Here is a 15,387-nt window from a genome sequence, read left to right on the forward strand (position 1 = left end):
AACCACACCCCGGTGATCTCCCTCACGGCCACACAGGAACCGGCGGTTATGGTCGAGGGATGCAGAGCCGCACCCCCGCCGCCCGCTCCGGGCGCCCGCGCAGCACCGCCGCGGACACCGCGATCCTGGCCGCGACCCGGGCGGCCCTGGTCGAGCTCGGCTGGTCGAAGCTCACCCTCCAGGACGTGGCCACGCGCGCCGGGGTTGCAAAGACGACGCTGTACCGCCGCTGGGCGGGCAAGAACGAGCTGGTGGTCGACGCGGTGGCCGAGCTCTTCGACGAGCTGCGGCTGCCCGACCTGGGCAGCCTGGCCGCCGACATCGAGGGCGTGGTGCTCCAGTTCGCGGCCATCCTGGCCCGGCCGGAGGCCAAGAGCGGACTGATGGCCGTGGTCGCCGAGTCGACCCGGGACGACGCGCTGCGCGAGCGGATCCGGTGCTCGATCGTGGAACGGCAGAAGCGGCTGGTGCTGGAGGGCCGGGCGCGCGCCCAGACCCGCGGCGAACTGCCCGCCGAGCCGGACCCGGAGCAGGCGGCGCGCACCGCCGACCTCATCTTCGACGTGGTGGCGGGCGCGGTGGTCCATCGCACCCTGGTGAGCGCGGAACCGGCGGACGGCGAATGGGTGCGCAGCTTCACCCGGGTCCTGCTGGTGGGCCTGGCGGGGGCGGAGCAGGACTCCTAGGGCGTGTCCGCAAGGTCGCGTCGTTCGCCCGCAGGGCGGGCGTCGCGGCGTCCGGTGCGTGCTCTCGGCGTGCCGGCCGGAAGTCCTCGTACGGGGCGTACTCGGGCTTTCGGCCGGTGCGGCGGGAGTGCGTGCCGGGCGTCGCGACACGGACGGGACTGTGCGGACACACCCCAGGGCCCGCGCTGCACCCCTGTGACGTCCGCGCGGCGGCTGCGAGCGCGCCGCGGCGACCGGCGGCGCCGGACGGCACGGCCTGCGGCCCGCACGGCCGCGTGCGGCCCGTGGAACGGCCGCGGGCGGCCCGCCGGGTGTGCGGGCCGCCCGGTGTCCGGCGGTGCGTCAGAAGCCCGCCGGCTCCGTGTAGACGCCCCACTCGTCCCGCAGGACCCCGCAGATCTCCCCGAGCGTCGCCTCGGCCCGGACCGCCTCCAGCATGGGCTCGATCATGTTCGAGCCGTCGCGCGCGGCGGCGAGCATCGCGTCCAGGGCGGAGCGCACGGCCGCGTCGTCGCGGGCCGTGCGGCGCTCGCCGAGCACCCGGACCTGCTCGCGCTCGACCTCGTGGCTGACCCGCAGGATCTCCAGGTCCCCGGTCACGGAACCGGTGGCCGTGTTGACGCCGACGACCCGCTTGTCGCCCTTCTCCAGCGCCTGCTGGTACCGGAAGGCGGACTCCGCGATCTCGCCGGTGAACCAGCCGTCCTCGATGCCCCGCAGGATGCCGGACGTGACCGGGCCGATCGGGTGCCGCCCGTCGGGGTGCGCCCGCAGCCCGCGTTCCTTGATCTGCTCGAAGATCTTCTCCGCGTCGGCCTCGATCCGGTCCGTCAGCTGCTCGACGTACCAGGCGCCGCCCAGCGGGTCGGCGACGTTGGCGACGCCGGTCTCCTCCATGAGCACCTGCTGGGTGCGCAGCGCGATCTCCGCGGCCTGCTCGCTCGGCAGCGCGAGCGTCTCGTCGAGGGCGTTGGTGTGCAGGGAGTTGGTGCCGCCGAGCACCGCGGCGAGCGCCTCGACGGCGGTGCGCACCACGTTGTTGTAGGGCTGCTGGGCGGTCAGCGAGACGCCCGCGGTCTGGGTGTGGAAGCGCAGCCACTGCGCCTTGTCGGTCTGCGCGCCGTAGACGTCGCGCATCCAGCGCGCCCAGATGCGGCGCGCGGCACGGAACTTGGCGATCTCCTCGAAGAAGTCGAGGTGCGCGTCGAAGAAGAAGGACAGGCCGGGGGCGAAGACGTCGACGTCCAGGCCGCGGGACAGGCCCAGTTCCACGTAGCCGAAGCCGTCGGCGAGCGTGTAGGCGAGCTCCTGGGCGGCCGTCGCCCCGGCCTCGCGGATGTGGTAGCCGGAGACCGACAGCGGCTTGTACGCGGGGATGCGGGCCGCGCAGTGCTCCATCAGGTCGCCGATCAGCCGCAGATGGGGCTCGGGCTCGAAGAGCCACTCCTTCTGGGCGATGTACTCCTTGAAGATGTCCGTCTGGAGGGTGCCGTTGAGCACCGCGGCGTCCACGCCCTGCCGCTCCGCGGCGACCAGGTACATGCAGAAGACGGGCACGGCGGGCCCGCTGATGGTCATCGACGTGGTGACGTCGCCGAGCGGGATGTCCTTGAAGAGGACCTCCATGTCGGCGGCCGAGTCGATGGCGACTCCGCAGTGCCCGACCTCGCCCAGGGAGCGGGGGTCGTCGGAGTCGCGGCCCATCAGCGTCGGCATGTCGAAGGCCACGGAGAGACCGCCGCCGCCGGCGGCGAGGATCATCTTGTAGCGCTCGTTGGTCTGCTCGGCGTTGCCGAAGCCGGCGAACTGCCGGATGGTCCAGGTGCGGCCCCGGTAGCCGGTCGGGTGCAGCCCGCGGGTGAAGGGGTACTCCCCGGGCCAGCCGATCCGCTCGAAGCCCTCGTACGCGTCCCCCGGGCGGGGTCCGTACACGGGCTCCACGGGGTCGCCCGAGAGCGTGGTGAAGTCTGCGTCGCGCTTGCGTGCGGCGTCGTACCGGGCCTGCCAGCGTCGGCGGCCCTCCTCGATGGCGTCAGCGTCCATACCCTCGAATTTACTTGGACGTCCTAGTAAATGTCGACGGGTGACCGCCGCACGGGTTCCGTACGGCGGTGCGACGGTGCGGTTACGCCTCGGCGACCGCGGCGGGGGCGTCGGCGACCTTGGCCTCCAGCTCGCGGCTGACGCCCCGCTCCACGAAGAACGCGGCGGTGGGGATCGTGCCCGCCAGCAGCACCCACAGCTGCTTGCCGACCGGCCACTTCGCCTTGGCGCCCAGGTCGAACGCGAACACCAGGTAGACGACGTACAGCCAGCCGTGCGCGATGGCGACGACGCGGGTGAAGCCGGTGGCGCCGTCGATGTCCAGCCCGTACTTGGCGATCATGCTCAGGCACAGCAGCACCAGCAGGACACCGGTGACGTAGGCCATGACGCGGTAGCGGGTCAGCACGCTCTTCTTCATGCCGTCGAGCGTAACCGCCCGTTCCGGGAGATCTTGCCCGGGGTCAGTCCTCGTCGAAGTCGTGCGCGGAGACCCGCAGCGGCCGCAGCATCGCGAAGATCTCCGCGCACTCCTCGGCGTCGTACGCGCCCAGCCCGAAGTCCATCGCCATCAGGTCGCGGGTGGCCGACTCGACGACCTCGCGGCCCTTGGCGGTGATCACGGCGAGGGTGCCGCGGCCGTCGTTGGGATTGGGCCGCTTGTCCACCAGACCCGACCTGACCAGGCGGTCCACGGTGTTCGTCACGGAGGTGGGGTGCACCATCAGGCGCTCGCCGATCTTGGACATCGGCAGCTCGCCGGCCTTGGAGAAGGTGAGCAGCACCAGGGCCTCGTAGCGCGCGAAGGTCAGCCCGTAGGGCTTGACCACCGCGTCGACCTCGGCCAGCAGGATCTGGTGGGCGCGCATGATCGAGGTGATCGCGGCCATGGACGGCACGGTGCCCCAGCGCTGCTTCCAGAGTTCGTCGGCACGGGCGATGGGGTCGAACGGGAGACTGAGGGGCTTCGGCACGTCGTCAGACCCTACCGGGCGGTCATATCGTGGGCAGCCCCGTCTCGCACTTCGGTCGGACGGCTCTCAGGCGTCCTGCGCCAGGTACCGCTCGACCGTCTCGACCTTGGAGGTCAGACCGTCGGTCACCCCGGGGCGGATGTCCGCCTTGAGGACCAGGGACACCCGGGGCGCCCGCGCCTCGACCGCGGCGACGGCCCGCCGGACCACGTCCATGACCTCGCCCCACTCGCCCTCGACGGACGTGAACATCGCGTCGGTGCGGTGCGGCAGCCCGGACTCGCGGACCACGCGGACCGCGTCGGCGACGTACTCCCCCACGTCCTCGCCGACGCCGAGCGGGGTGACCGAGAAGGCGACGATCATGCGTTCACGACCCCCTCGCGGCGGGCGCGGGACGCGATCACCGCGTCCTCGGCCTCGCGCTTGAGGCGGCGCTCGGCGAAGAAGCCGCCGGTGGGCAGCACGGAGAGGACGAAGTAGAGCGCGGCGGTCTTCAGCGGCCACTTGGTGCGGTTCCAGGCGTCGGCCCAGAAGAGCACGTAGAGGATGAAGAGGATGCCGTGGACCGCGCCCATCACGGGCACCGCGTTGAAGTCCGTGGTCCGCTTCAGCACCGAGCAGACCAGCAGGAGCAGGAAGGAGACGGCCTCGGGGGCCGAGACCAGGCGGAGCCGGCGGAGGGCGGTGGCGGTCTTGATGTCCACGGGTCACCTTCGGTGGGAGAGACGCTGAGGGCGCGGGCGGTTTGTGAACGCACGCACAAACACCGCTCCATTGTGGCAAACCCGCGGCGGTACCCCGGGAGGGGGGCCGCCGGGCGGGTCCGCGGCGGGACGCGGAGGACCGCGGCGGCCCGGGGGGCCGGCGGGTGACTCGGGGTCGTCCCGGGGTGCGTGTCCTCCCCTAGGACCTGTCGGCGGGCGGGGTCCGCCGCTACCGTCGCCCCGTGGCGATGTTCCGACTTCAGGGAAACAAGGTGCTCGCCGTCGACATGACCGGGGACGCCGTCAAGGCGAAGAACGGCTCGATGGTCGCGTACGACGGGCGGATGGCCTTCAAGAAGCTGACCGGCGGCGGCGAGGGACTGCGGGGGATGGTGACCCGGCGGCTCACCGGCGAGCAGATGACGGTGATGGAGGTGAAGGGGCACGGGACCTGCTGGTTCGCCGACCGCGCCTCCGAGATCAACCTCGTGTCCCTCCGGGGCGACCGGCTGTTCGTGGAGTCGAGCAACCTGCTCGCGGCCGACGCCGGGCTGCGCACCGGGACGACCTTCACCGGGCTGCGGGGCGCCTCCCAGGGCAACGGGCTGTTCACCACCACCGTCGAGGGGCACGGTCAGGCGGCGATCACGTCCGACGGGCCGGCCGTGGTGCTGCGGGTCGCTCCGGAGTACCCGCTGATCGTCGACCCGGGTGCCTACATCGCCCACCAGGGGAACGTGCGCCAGTCCTTCCAGTCCGGTGTGACCTTCCGCACGTTCCTCGGGGAGGGCGGCGGCGAGGCCTTCCAGATCCGTTTCGAGGGGGACGGGCTGGTCTACGTGCAGCCGAGCGAGCGGAACACGATCGCGGGGGACCTCTGAGATGACACTGCGGGAGATCAACCCGAAGATGGTCGAGGCGGTGGTCGGGCCCGGCGTGCGGCTGTTCAGCCAGCGCGGGGCCATGCTCGCCTACCGGGGCGAGGTGTCGTTCACGCCCAGCATCCAGGGCGGACAGGGCGGCCTCGCGTCGATGATCGGGCGGCGGGTCGCCGGCGAGGCCACCCCGCTGATGGCCGTGGAGGGCAGCGGCACCGTCTTCTTCGGGCACGGCGGCCACCACGTGCACGTCGTCCACCTCTCCGGGGACACCCTGCACGTGGAGGCGGACCGGCTGCTCGCCTTCGAGGGCACGCTCCGGCAGGGGACCATGTTCATGGGCTCGGAGGGCGGGGTGATGGGCATGGTCCGGGGCCAGGTCACCGGCCAGGGCCTGTTCACCACCACGCTCCAGGGGCACGGCTCGGCCGCCGTGATGGCGCACGGCGGCGTCTTCGAGGTCCCGATCGCCCCGGACCACCCGGTGCACGTCGACCCGCAGGCCTACGTCGCCCACCGCGGGGACGTGCGCAACCGGCTGTCGGCGGCGCTCGGCTGGCGGGACATGGTGGGCCGCGGCTCCGGCGAGGCGTTCCAGCTGGAGCTGAGCGGCAGCGGCACGGTCTACGTCCAGGCCTCGGAGGAGAAGCTGTGAGCGGATACGGGGGCGCCGGGCCCGTGGTGCACGACCCCACGACCCTGCCGGCGGACGACAACGTCACCAAGTACACCTTCTGCGTGGAGCTCAAGGGCAGCCCGTGGTTCCTGCAGAAGGGGAAGATGATCGCCTACTACGGGGCGATCGAGTTCAACGGCGTCGGGCACGGCCGGCTGGACCGCCTGGTGCGCACGTCGTTCCATTCGCCTCTGCACGCGAGCGACTGGGTCGTGGCGGAGGGCTCGGGCCGGATGCTGCTCGCCGACCGGGCCTTCGACGTCAACTCCTACGACCTGGACGACGGCAACCTGACCATTCGCTCCGGCAACCTGCTCGCTTTTCAGCCAAGCTTGGCACTCAAACAGTCGATCGTGCCGGGCTTTCTGACACTCATCGGAACCGGAAAGTTCGTGGCCGCATCTAACGGTCCGGTGGTGTTCCTGGAACCCCCGATCCGGGTGGACCCGCAGGCGCTCGTCGGCTGGGCCGACTGCCCCTCGCCGTGCCACCACTACGACCACGGCTACCTGACGGGGGTCATGGGCGGCCTACGTGCGATGACGGGCCTCGGCGGGGCCTCCGGCGAGGAGCACCAGTTCGAGTTCGTGGGGGCCGGCACGGTACTGCTCCAGTCGTCCGAAACCCTGATGCCCGAGCAGGACACCGGAGTGGTCCCGGCGGAGCCCGGGGTACCCGGTCGCACGGGGACGCCGGCGGGCCACGGAGCACAGGCAGGGGCACCGCGCCTTCCCGGACAGCTGGGAGACCTCCAGCGTCGCTTCGGGCTGTGAGCGGTAGTCTGCGGAGTGTGACGGATCGAACGCCTGCACACCCGTCACGCCACCCCTCACTAGTTCGCCTTTCAACATTTTAGGTAGACTTCATTCATGGAGACCGAGACGGCCACGCACTGGCTGACCGATGCGGAGCAGTGCGCCTGGCGCACCCACCTGGAGGTCAACCGGCTGCTGACCTACCAGCTCGAGAAGGACCTGCAGCCGTTCGGCCTGACGATGAACGACTACGAGATCCTGGTGAACCTCTCGGAGTCGGAGGACGTGCGGATGCGGATGAGCGACCTCGCGTCCGCCACCCTGCAGTCCAAGAGCCGCCTCTCGCACCAGATCACCCGCATGGAGAACGCGAACCTGGTGCGCCGGGAGAACTGCGAGTCGGACCGCCGTGGGCTCTACGCGGTCCTGACCGACCACGGCATGGAGACGATGCAGAAGGTGGCACCGCACCACGTGGCCTCGGTCCGCAGGCACTTCATCGACCTGCTGGACCCCGAGGCGCTGGCCGAGCTGGACAGGGCCCTGAAGCCCATCGCGGAGCACCTGCGCGGCCGGCGCGGCCGCCCGTAGCGACCGCCGTCGCCCCGCCCGCCGCCGGGCCCGGAAGGCCCCGGCTCAGGACTGCGTCAGGCCCTCCACCAGCTCGTCCGCCGCGCGGTACGGGTCCAGCTCGCCGGAGACGATCCGCTCGGCCAGCGCGCTCAGGCGGCGGTCACCGTGCAGGTCGCCGATGCGCTCGCGCAGGGCCGTGACCGCGATGGTCTCCACCTCGCGCGCCGCGCGGGCCCGCCGGCGCTCGGCCAGCACCCCGTGCTCCTCCATCCACGCCCGGTGCTTCTCCAGCGCCTCGACGACCTCGTCCACGCCCTCGCCGCGCGCGGCGACCGTCTTGACGATGGGCGGGCGCCAGTCCCCCGGGGAGCGGGCCTCGCCGAGGCCCAGCATGTGGTTCAGCTCACGGGCGGTCGCGTCGGCGCCGTCCCGGTCCGCCTTGTTGACGACGTAGACGTCGCCGATCTCCAGGATGCCCGCCTTGGCGGCCTGGATCCCGTCGCCCATGCCCGGGGCCAGCAGCACCACGGAGGTGTCCGCCTGGGAGGCGATCTCCACCTCCGACTGCCCGACGCCGACCGTCTCGACCAGGATCACGTCGCAGCCCGCCGCGTCCAGCACGCGGATCGCCTGCGGGGCGGACCAGGCCAGCCCGCCGAGGTGACCGCGCGTGGCCATGGACCGGATGTAGACGCCGGGGTCGGAGGCGTGCTCCGACATCCGCACCCGGTCGCCCAGCAGCGCGCCGCCGGAGAAGGGCGAGGAGGGGTCGACGGCGAGCACGCCCACCCGCCGGCCCTGCTTGCGGTACGCCGTCACCAGCGCCGACGTGGACGTCGACTTGCCCACGCCCGGCGAGCCGGTGAGGCCGACGACGTAGGCGTTGCCGGTGAGCGGCGCCAGCGCCGCCATGACCTCCCTGAGCTGCGGGGACGCCCCCTCCACCAGGGAGATCAGCCGGGCCACGGCCCGCGGCCGGCCTTCCCTGGCCTGGGCCACCAGAGAGGAGACGTCCTGCATCACAGCTCCGTTCACGCGATCCGTGGGGAAAGAGGTCGGTCGGGGCTCCCGGCCCTCAGGCCTTGGGTACCCGGACGATCAGCGCGTCACCCTGGCCGCCGCCGCCGCACAGCGCGGCCGCGCCGACACCGCCGCCCCGGCGCTTCAGCTCCAGCGCCAGGTGCAGCACCAGGCGGGCGCCGGACATGCCGATGGGGTGGCCCAGCGCGATGGCGCCGCCGTTGACGTTCACCTTTTCCGTGGAAATGCCGAGGTCCTTCATTGACTGCACGGCGACCGCGGCGAAGGCCTCGTTGATCTCGACGAGGTCGAGGTCGCCGACGGCCAGGCCCTCCTTCTTCAGGGCGTGCTGGATGGCGTTGGACGGCTGCGACTGGAGCGAGTTGTCCGGACCGGCCACGTTGCCGTGGGCGCCGATCTCGGCGATCCAGTCCAGGCCCAGCTCCTCGGCCTTGGCCTTGCTCATGACGACCACGGCGGCCGCGCCGTCGGAGATCTGCGAGGCGGAGCCCGCGGTGATCGTGCCGTCCTTGGCGAAGGCGGGGCGCAGCTTGCCGAGGCTCTCCGCGGTGGTGTCCCCGCGGATGCCCTCGTCCTTGCTGAACAGGACCGGGTCGCCCTTGCGCTGCGGGATCTCCACCGGGGTGATCTCGGCCTCGAAGAGGCCGTTCTTCTGCGCGGCGGCGGCGCGCTGGTGCGACAGGGCGGCGATCTCGTCCTGCTCCGGGCGGGCGATGCCCAGGCGCGTGTTGTGCTTCTCGGTGGACTCGCCCATGGCGATTCCCTCGAAGGAGTCGGTCAGGCCGTCGTACGCCATCGCGTCCAGCACCTCGACCGCGCCGTACTTGTAGCCCTCGCGGGACTTCGGCAGCAGGTGCGGGGCGTTGGTCATGGACTCCTGGCCGCCCGCGACCACGATGTCGAACTCACCCGCGCGGATCAACTGGTCCGCCAGCGCGATCGCGTCCAGGCCCGAGAGGCACACCTTGTTGATGGTGAGCGCCGGGACGCTCATCGGGATGCCCGCCTTGACGGCGGCCTGACGCGCCGGGATCTGCCCCGCCCCGGCCTGGAGCACCTGCCCCATGATCACGTACTGCACCTGGTCGCCACCGATTCCCGCACGGTCGAGGGCGGCCTTGATCGCGAAGCCGCCGAGGTCGGCTCCCGAGAAGGACTTCAGCGAGCCCAGCAGTCGCCCCATGGGCGTACGGGCGCCCGCGACGATCACGGAGCTGTTCGTTCCAGATGACATGAGCTGCGATCCCCTTACCGGCCTGCACAGCCGAGGAGTGAACGAGGGTTTACTTCGAATGTACTGAGCGGTTGTCCACCCCGTCATCGGGCCGTCGGTGTGATCGCGCGCACGTTGCGTAACCACCGCCGGAGCGCTGCACTGAATCCATGCTGACGCGAATCGACCACATCGGGATCGCCTGCCACGACCTCGACGCCACCGTCGAGTTCTACCGGGCCACGTACGGCTTCGAGGTGTTCCACACCGAGGTCAACGAGGAACAGGGCGTGCGCGAGGCCATGCTGAAGATCAACGAGACCTCGGACGGCGGTGCCTCCTACCTCCAGCTCCTGGAACCGACCCGCGAGGACTCCACCGTCGCGAAATGGCTGGCCAAGAACGGGGAGGGCGTCCACCACATCGCCTTCGGTACGGCGGATGTCGACGCCGACGCGGCCGCCATCCGCGACAACGGCGTACGCGTTCTGTACGAGGAGCCGCGACGTGGCTCCATGGGGTCACGGATCACCTTCCTGCACCCCAAGGATTGTCATGGCGTCCTGACAGAACTGGTCACTTCGGCGCCTGTTGAGTCGGCTGAGCACTGACCCTCGTACATAAGGGCCGGTAGGGTTGGGGGCGGTCGCTCCCGAAAACGGGGCGACCGCTTGCCGGGGTCCGGATTTCGGGGGACGAGCGTCGGGGCAGCAGCCCGTGCTCCGTCGTTGATCTGACACCATTCCCCGGGGGCCCCGTCCGGAGGATGGACGGAGCTCGTTCGGAGAAGCTTGCGACCAGGGGACGGATGGGACCGCGCAGTGCGGGGCTACGAACGCCAGGAGCGAGAGCCGGCGGCTGACGTCGACCACCTCTCTCGGTTCGAGGCCGAGATGGATCGGCTGAAGACCGAGCGGGAGAAGGCGATCCAGCACGCCGAGGACCTCGGCTACCAGGTCGAGGTGCTGCGCGCCAAGCTGCACGAGGCGCGCCGCACCCTCATGTCCCGGCCCGCCTACGACGGCGGCGACGTGGGCTACCAGGCCGAGCAGTTGCTGCGCAACGCGCAGGTGCAGGCGGACCAGCTCCGCGCCGACGCGGAGCGGGAGCTGAGCCAGGCGCGGGCGCAGACCCAGCGGATCCTCCAGGAGCACGCCGAGCAGGCCGCGCGCCTGCAGGCCGAGCTGCACTCCGAGGCGGTCTCCCGCCGCCAGCAGCTGGACCAGGAGCTCGCCGAGCGCCGGCAGACCGTCGAGTCGCACGTCAACGAGAACGTGGCGTGGGCGGAGCAGCTGCGCGCCCGCACCGAGCAGCAGGCCCGCCGGCTGCTCGACGAGTCCCGCGCCGAGGCCGACCAGGCGATGTCCGCCGCCCGCGCCGAGGCCGAGCGGCTGACCTCCGAGGCCCGGCAGCGGCTGCAGAGCGACGCCGAGACGGCCCGCGCCGAGGCCGAGCAGATCCTGCGCCGCGCCCGCACGGACGCCGAGCGCCTGCTCAACGCCGCCTCCACCCAGGCGCAGGAGGCCACCGACCACGCCGAGCAGCTGCGCTCCTCCACCGCCACCGAGTCGGACGCCGCGCGCCGCCAGGCCGCCGAGCTGAGCCGGTCCGCCGAACAGCGCATGGCGGAGGCCGAGACCGCGCTGCGCGAGGCGCGCAGCGCGGCCGAGAAGACGGTCACCGAGGCCAAGGAGGCCGCCTCGAAGGCGCTCTCCACCGCCGAGGCGACCAACGAGCAGCGCACCCGCACCGCCAAGGAGCAGGTCGCCCGCCTCGTGGAGGAGGCGACCAAGGAGGCCGAGCACACCAAGGGCGAGGCCGAGCAGCTGGTCGCGGACGCGCGCGCCGAGGCCGAGAAGATCGTCGCGGAGGCCTCCGAGAAGGCCCGCACGATCACCGCCGAGGAGACCGCCGGGCAGCTGTCGAAGGCCGCCCGCACCGCCGAGGAGGTCCTGAACAAGGCCTCGGAGGACGCCAAGAAGACCACCCGGGCCGCGGCCGAGGAGGCCGAGCGGATCCGGACCGAGGCCGAGTCCGAGGCGGACCGGCTGCGCGCCGAGGCGCACGACATCGCCGAGGAGCTCAAGGGCGCCGCCAAGGACGACACCAAGGAGTACCGCGCCAAGACGGTCGAGCTGCAGGAGGAGGCGCGCCGGCTGCGCGGCGAGGCCGAGCAGCTGCGCTCCGACGCGGTCGCCGAGGGTGAGCGGATCCGGGCGGAGGCCCGCCGCGAGGCGGTCCAGCAGATCGAGGAGGCGGCGAGGTCCGCCGAGGAGCTGCTCGCCAAGTCCCGGACCGACGCGGACGAGCTGCGCGCCGGCGCCCAGAGCGACAGCGAGAAGGTCCGCACCGAGGCCATCGAGCGGGCCACCGCGCTGCGCCGGCAGGCCGAGGAGACGCTGGAGCGCACCCGCAAGGAGGCCGAGCGGCACCGCGAGGAGGCCGCCGAGCAGGCCGAGACGATCCGCACGGACGCCGAGCGCGCGGCGGGCGAGCTGCGCGAGGAGGCGGAGCGCGCCGCGGCCGCCCGGCAGGAGGCCGCGGCCGAGGAGCTGACCCGGCTGCACAGCGAGGCCGAGCAGCGGCTGTCCGCGGCCGACGAGTCCCTGTCCGACGCCCGGGAGGAGGCCGCGCGGATCCGCCGCGAGGCCGCCGAGGAGAACGAACGGCTGCGCGGCGAGGCCGCCGAGCGCATCCGCACGCTCCAGCAGCAGGCGGAGGCGGAGGCCGAGCGGCTGCGCACCGAGGCCGCCGGGGACGCGTCCGCCTCGCGCGCCGAGGGCGAGGCCGTCGCCGTACGGCTGCGTTCGGAGGCCGCGGCCGAGGCCGAGCGGCTCAAGGTGGAGGCCCAGGACACCGCCGACCGGCTCCGGGCCGAGGCGCAGGCCGCCGCGGAGCGGCTGGGCGCGGAGGCGACGGAGACGCTGGCCGCCGCGCAGGAGGAGGCCGCCCGGCGCCGCCGCGAGGCCGAGGAGACCCTCGGGTCCGCCCGGCAGGAGGCCGACCAGGAGCGCGAGCGGGCCCGCGAGCAGAGCGAGGAGCTGCTGGCGTCCGCGCGCAAGCGGGTGGAGGAGGCGCAGGCCGAGGCCACCCGTCTGGTGGAGGAGGCCGAGCGGCGCGCCGGTGAGATGGTGTCCGCCGCCGAGCAGCACGCGCAGCAGGTGCGGGACTCCGTCGCCGGGCTGCACGAGCAGGCGCAGGAGGAGATCACCGGACTGCGCTCCGCCGCCGAGCACGCGGCGGACCGCACCCGGCGGGAGGCCGAGGAGGAGGCCGACCGGGTCCGCAGCGACGCCTACGCGGAGCGGGAGCGGGCCGGCGAGGACGCGGCCCGGCTGCGCCGCGAGACGCACGAGCAGAGCGAGGCCGCCAAGGCGCTCGCGGAGCACACGCTGGCGGAGGCGACCGCCGAGGCCGAGCGGCTGCGCGCCGACGCCGCGGAGCACGCCCAGCGGGTGCGCACCGAGGTCTCCGACGCGATCGGGCAGGCCGAGCAGGACGCCTCGCGCACCCGGGCCGAGGCCCGCGACGACGCCAACCGCATCCGCTCGGACGCGGCCACGCAGGCGGACACCCTCATCTCCGAGGCGCGGTCCGAGGCGGAGCGGCTGCAGACGGAGACGGTCGCCGAGGCCGAGCGGCTCACCGCGCAGACCGCGGCCGAGGCGGAGCGGGTGCGCAGCGAGTCGGTCGCGAAGGCGGAAAAACTGATCGCGGACGCCACCGGGGACGCCGAGCGGCTGCGCGCCGAGGCCGCCGAGACGGTGGGCTCCGCGCAGCAGCACGCCGAGCGGGTCCGCAGCGACGCCCAGCGGGCCAGGACCGAGGCGGAGGCCGAGGCCGAGCGGATGGTGTCCACCGCCCGCGAGGAGGCCGACCGGACCCTGGACGAGGCCCGCAAGGACGCCAACAAGCGCCGGTCGGAGGCGGCCGAGCAGGTCGACACGCTGATCACGGAGGCCACGGCCGAGGCCGACAAGCTGCTCTCCGAGGCCCGGTCGAGCGCGGTCAAGACCACGACGGACGCCGAGACGCAGGCCGACACGATGGTGGGCGCGGCCCGCACCGAGGCGGAGCGGATCGTCTCCGAGGCGCGGGTCGAGGGCAACACCTCCGTGGAGAAGGCCCGTACGGACGCGGACGAGCTGCTCGTCGGCGCGCGCCGGGACGCCACCGCGATCCGTCAGCGGGCCGAGGAGCTGCGCGAGCGCCTCACGTCCGAGATCGAGGAGCTGCACGAGCGGGCCCGCCGCGAGTCCGCCGAGACGATGAAGTCGGCCGGCGACCGGTGCGACGCGCTCATCAAGGCGGCCGAGGAGCAGCTGGCCAAGGCGCAGGCGAAGGCGAAGGAGATCGTCTCGGAGGCCAACTCCGAGGCGGGCAAGGTGCGCATCGCCGCCGTCAAGAAGGCCGAGGGGCTGCTCAAGGAGGCCGAGCAGAAGAAGGCCACGCTCGTGAAGGAGGCCGAGGAGCTCAAGGCCGAGGCGGTCCGCGAGGCGCGGCGCACGGTCGAGGAGGGCAAGCGCGAGCTGGAGACCCTGGTGCGCCGCCGGGAGGACATCAACGCCGAGATCTCCCGCGTCCAGGACGTGCTGGAGGCGCTGGAGTCCTTCGAGACCCCGGGGGGTGCCAAGGACGGCGGTGTCAAGGCGGGAGCCGCGGTGGGGGCCCCACGATCGGGTGGCAAGTCGTCAGAGCGGTAGCGCCGGGCGCGTTTTCCGGGGCTTCTGGGGGTGTTTGGCCAGGTCTCGCGCAACCCGTCCGGCGGTCAGCCACTCAAAAGAGGTGTCATTCTCCAGATCAAACGCGTATCCGCTCGATGACACGCCGCTAAGGCGCCTAGGATTCCACCTATCACCTCACCGGTCTCATTCGACAGGAACCCCATGAGCGACACTTCCCCCTACGGCTTCGAGCTTGTGCGGCGTGGGTACGACCGCGCTCAGGTGGACGAACGTATCTCCAAGCTCGTCTCCGACCGTGACAGTGCCCTCTCCCGCATCACCGCTCTGGAGAAGCGCATCGAGGAGCTCCACCTCGAGACGCAGAACGCCCAGGCCCAGGTGAACGACGCCGAGCCGTCGTACGCCGGTCTCGGCGCGCGGGTCGAGAAGATCCTCCGCCTCGCCGAGGAGGAGGCGAAGGACCTGCGTGAGGAGGCCCGCCGCGCGTCCGAGCAGCACCGCGAGCTCGCGGAGTCGGCGGCCCAGCAGGTCCGCAACGACGCCGAGTCGTTCGCCGCGGAGCGCAAGACCAAGGCGGAGGACGAGGGCGTCCGGATCGTCGAGAAGGCCAAGACCGACGCCTCCCAGCTGCGGGCCGAGGCCCAGAAGGACGCGCAGTCCAAGCGCGAGGAGGCGGACGCGCTCTTCGAGGAGACGCGTGCGAAGGCCGCGCAGGCCGCCGCCGACTTCGAGACGAACCTCGCCAAGCGCCGTGAGCAGTCCGAGCGCGACCTGGCCTCCCGTCAGGCCAAGGCCGAGAAGCGTCTCGCGGAGATCGAGCACCGCGCCGAGCAGTTGCGCCTGGAGGCCGAGAAGCTGCGCACGGACGCCGAGCGCCGCGCCCGCCAGACGGTGGAGACGGCCCAGCGCCAGGCCGAGGACATCGTGGCCGACGCGAACGCCAAGGCCGACCGCATCCGTTCGGAGTCGGAGCGCGAGCTCGCCGCGCTGACCAACCGCCGCGACTCGATCAACGCCCAGCTCACGAACGTCCGCGAGATGCTGGCGACCCTCACGGGTGCCGCGGTGGCCGCCGCGGGCACGCCCGCCGAGGACGAGCCGGTCTCCCGCGGCGTCCCGGCCCAGCAGTCCCGCTGACCCGGGCACGCCGGACCCC

Annotated in this window: 15 protein-coding genes; 8 read left to right on the forward strand and 7 right to left on the reverse strand. The window is 72.4% G+C overall.

Translation table 11 applies throughout. The features are described from left to right. Positions 1 to 59: 59 nt before the first annotated feature. Positions 60 to 686, forward strand: coding sequence for a TetR/AcrR family transcriptional regulator (locus tag P3H78_RS04070; protein ID WP_276107365.1), 627 nt, complete (start codon positions 60 to 62; stop codon positions 684 to 686). Between the two features lie 342 nt (positions 687 to 1,028). Here P3H78_RS04070 and icmA read toward each other — a convergent pair whose 3' ends face one another. The 5 genes from icmA to P3H78_RS04095 form a co-directional block, all read right to left on the reverse strand. Next, positions 1,029 to 2,729, reverse strand: coding sequence for a coenzyme B12-dependent isobutyryl-CoA mutase large subunit (icmA, locus tag P3H78_RS04075; RefSeq protein WP_276107366.1), 1,701 nt, complete (start codon positions 2,727 to 2,729; stop codon positions 1,029 to 1,031). A gap of 82 nt (positions 2,730 to 2,811) precedes the next feature. Then, positions 2,812 to 3,150 (reverse strand): DUF3817 domain-containing protein, encoded by a 339-nt coding sequence (locus P3H78_RS04080; protein WP_276107367.1) that lies wholly within the window; start codon positions 3,148 to 3,150, stop codon positions 2,812 to 2,814. Between the two features lie 43 nt (positions 3,151 to 3,193). Continuing rightward, the gene (locus P3H78_RS04085; RefSeq protein WP_276107368.1) at positions 3,194 to 3,703 is read right to left on the reverse strand and encodes a MarR family winged helix-turn-helix transcriptional regulator; all 510 of its coding nucleotides are present in this window, start codon (positions 3,701 to 3,703) and stop codon (positions 3,194 to 3,196) included. A 66-nt stretch (positions 3,704 to 3,769) separates the two neighbouring features. Continuing rightward, positions 3,770 to 4,069 carry an MTH1187 family thiamine-binding protein gene (locus P3H78_RS04090; protein WP_276107369.1) on the reverse strand — a complete coding sequence of 100 codons (300 nt, stop codon included), beginning with the start codon at positions 4,067 to 4,069 and terminating at the stop codon, positions 3,770 to 3,772. Next, on the reverse strand, positions 4,066 to 4,410 hold the full coding sequence (locus P3H78_RS04095) for a DUF3817 domain-containing protein (protein ID WP_276107370.1): 345 nt from the start codon (positions 4,408 to 4,410) through the stop codon (positions 4,066 to 4,068). Before P3H78_RS04095 ends, P3H78_RS04090 begins: the two co-directional genes overlap by 4 nt. 248 nt (positions 4,411 to 4,658) lie before the next feature. Between P3H78_RS04095 and P3H78_RS04100 the strand changes: the two genes are divergently transcribed. The 4 genes from P3H78_RS04100 (at position 4,659) to P3H78_RS04115 (ending at position 7,310) form a co-directional block, all read left to right on the forward strand. Continuing rightward, entirely contained in the window at positions 4,659 to 5,291 is a 633-nt protein-coding gene (locus tag P3H78_RS04100) for an AIM24 family protein (RefSeq protein WP_276107839.1), read from the forward strand. Between the two features lies 1 nt (position 5,292). Continuing rightward, entirely contained in the window at positions 5,293 to 5,943 is a 651-nt protein-coding gene (locus tag P3H78_RS04105; RefSeq protein WP_276107371.1) for an AIM24 family protein, read from the forward strand. Beyond that, positions 5,940 to 6,737 carry an AIM24 family protein gene (locus P3H78_RS04110; RefSeq protein WP_276107372.1) on the forward strand — a complete coding sequence of 266 codons (798 nt, stop codon included), beginning with the start codon at positions 5,940 to 5,942 and terminating at the stop codon, positions 6,735 to 6,737. The genes P3H78_RS04105 and P3H78_RS04110 overlap by 4 nt, the downstream gene beginning before the upstream one ends. 96 nt (positions 6,738 to 6,833) lie before the next feature. Continuing rightward, positions 6,834 to 7,310: a MarR family winged helix-turn-helix transcriptional regulator gene (locus tag P3H78_RS04115; protein ID WP_276107373.1), complete on the forward strand. Its 477-nt coding sequence runs from the start codon at positions 6,834 to 6,836 to the stop codon at positions 7,308 to 7,310. A gap of 45 nt (positions 7,311 to 7,355) precedes the next feature. Here P3H78_RS04115 and meaB read toward each other — a convergent pair whose 3' ends face one another. Continuing rightward, positions 7,356 to 8,312 carry a methylmalonyl Co-A mutase-associated GTPase MeaB gene (gene meaB, locus P3H78_RS04120; protein WP_276107374.1) on the reverse strand — a complete coding sequence of 319 codons (957 nt, stop codon included), beginning with the start codon at positions 8,310 to 8,312 and terminating at the stop codon, positions 7,356 to 7,358. A 55-nt stretch (positions 8,313 to 8,367) separates the two neighbouring features. After that, positions 8,368 to 9,567, reverse strand: a complete 1,200-nt coding sequence (locus P3H78_RS04125; protein WP_276107375.1) for an acetyl-CoA C-acetyltransferase — start codon at positions 9,565 to 9,567, stop codon at positions 8,368 to 8,370. Between the two features lie 149 nt (positions 9,568 to 9,716). Between P3H78_RS04125 and mce the strand changes: the two genes are divergently transcribed. The 3 genes from mce (at position 9,717) to P3H78_RS04140 (ending at position 15,368) form a co-directional block, all read left to right on the forward strand. Next, positions 9,717 to 10,157, forward strand: coding sequence for a methylmalonyl-CoA epimerase (mce, locus tag P3H78_RS04130; protein ID WP_276107376.1), 441 nt, complete (start codon positions 9,717 to 9,719; stop codon positions 10,155 to 10,157). Positions 10,158 to 10,367: 210 nt separating this feature from the next. Beyond that, a complete protein-coding gene (gene scy, locus P3H78_RS04135) occupies positions 10,368 to 14,249 on the forward strand; it encodes a polarized growth protein Scy (RefSeq protein ID WP_276107377.1) in 3,882 nt (1,293 codons plus the stop codon). Between the two features lie 183 nt (positions 14,250 to 14,432). Then, complete coding sequence (locus P3H78_RS04140; RefSeq protein ID WP_276107378.1) at positions 14,433 to 15,368, forward strand: coiled-coil domain-containing protein; 936 nt, start codon at positions 14,433 to 14,435, stop codon at positions 15,366 to 15,368. Positions 15,369 to 15,387 lie beyond the last annotated feature (19 nt).

The organism is Streptomyces tropicalis, from assembly GCF_029269835.1.
Lineage (GTDB): Bacteria > Actinomycetota > Actinomycetes > Streptomycetales > Streptomycetaceae > Streptomyces > Streptomyces tropicalis.

What these genes read in the sequence shown, in the direction of transcription:
- P3H78_RS04070 (WP_276107365.1), top strand. Translation starts at nt 60, where the DNA reads ATGCAGAGCCGCACCCCCGCCGCCCGCTCCGGGCGCCCGCGCAGCACC.
- icmA (WP_276107366.1), bottom strand. Translation starts at nt 2,729, where the DNA reads ATGGACGCTGACGCCATCGAGGAGGGCCGCCGACGCTGGCAGGCCCGG.
- P3H78_RS04080 (WP_276107367.1), bottom strand. Translation starts at nt 3,150, where the DNA reads ATGAAGAAGAGCGTGCTGACCCGCTACCGCGTCATGGCCTACGTCACC.
- P3H78_RS04090 (WP_276107369.1), bottom strand. Translation starts at nt 4,069, where the DNA reads ATGATCGTCGCCTTCTCGGTCACCCCGCTCGGCGTCGGCGAGGACGTG.
- P3H78_RS04100 (WP_276107839.1), top strand. Translation starts at nt 4,659, where the DNA reads ATGTTCCGACTTCAGGGAAACAAGGTGCTCGCCGTCGACATGACCGGG.
- P3H78_RS04105 (WP_276107371.1), top strand. Translation starts at nt 5,293, where the DNA reads ATGACACTGCGGGAGATCAACCCGAAGATGGTCGAGGCGGTGGTCGGG.
- P3H78_RS04115 (WP_276107373.1), top strand. Translation starts at nt 6,834, where the DNA reads ATGGAGACCGAGACGGCCACGCACTGGCTGACCGATGCGGAGCAGTGC.
- meaB (WP_276107374.1), bottom strand. Translation starts at nt 8,312, where the DNA reads ATGCAGGACGTCTCCTCTCTGGTGGCCCAGGCCAGGGAAGGCCGGCCG.
- P3H78_RS04125 (WP_276107375.1), bottom strand. Translation starts at nt 9,567, where the DNA reads ATGTCATCTGGAACGAACAGCTCCGTGATCGTCGCGGGCGCCCGTACG.
- mce (WP_276107376.1), top strand. Translation starts at nt 9,717, where the DNA reads ATGCTGACGCGAATCGACCACATCGGGATCGCCTGCCACGACCTCGAC.
- P3H78_RS04140 (WP_276107378.1), top strand. Translation starts at nt 14,433, where the DNA reads ATGAGCGACACTTCCCCCTACGGCTTCGAGCTTGTGCGGCGTGGGTAC.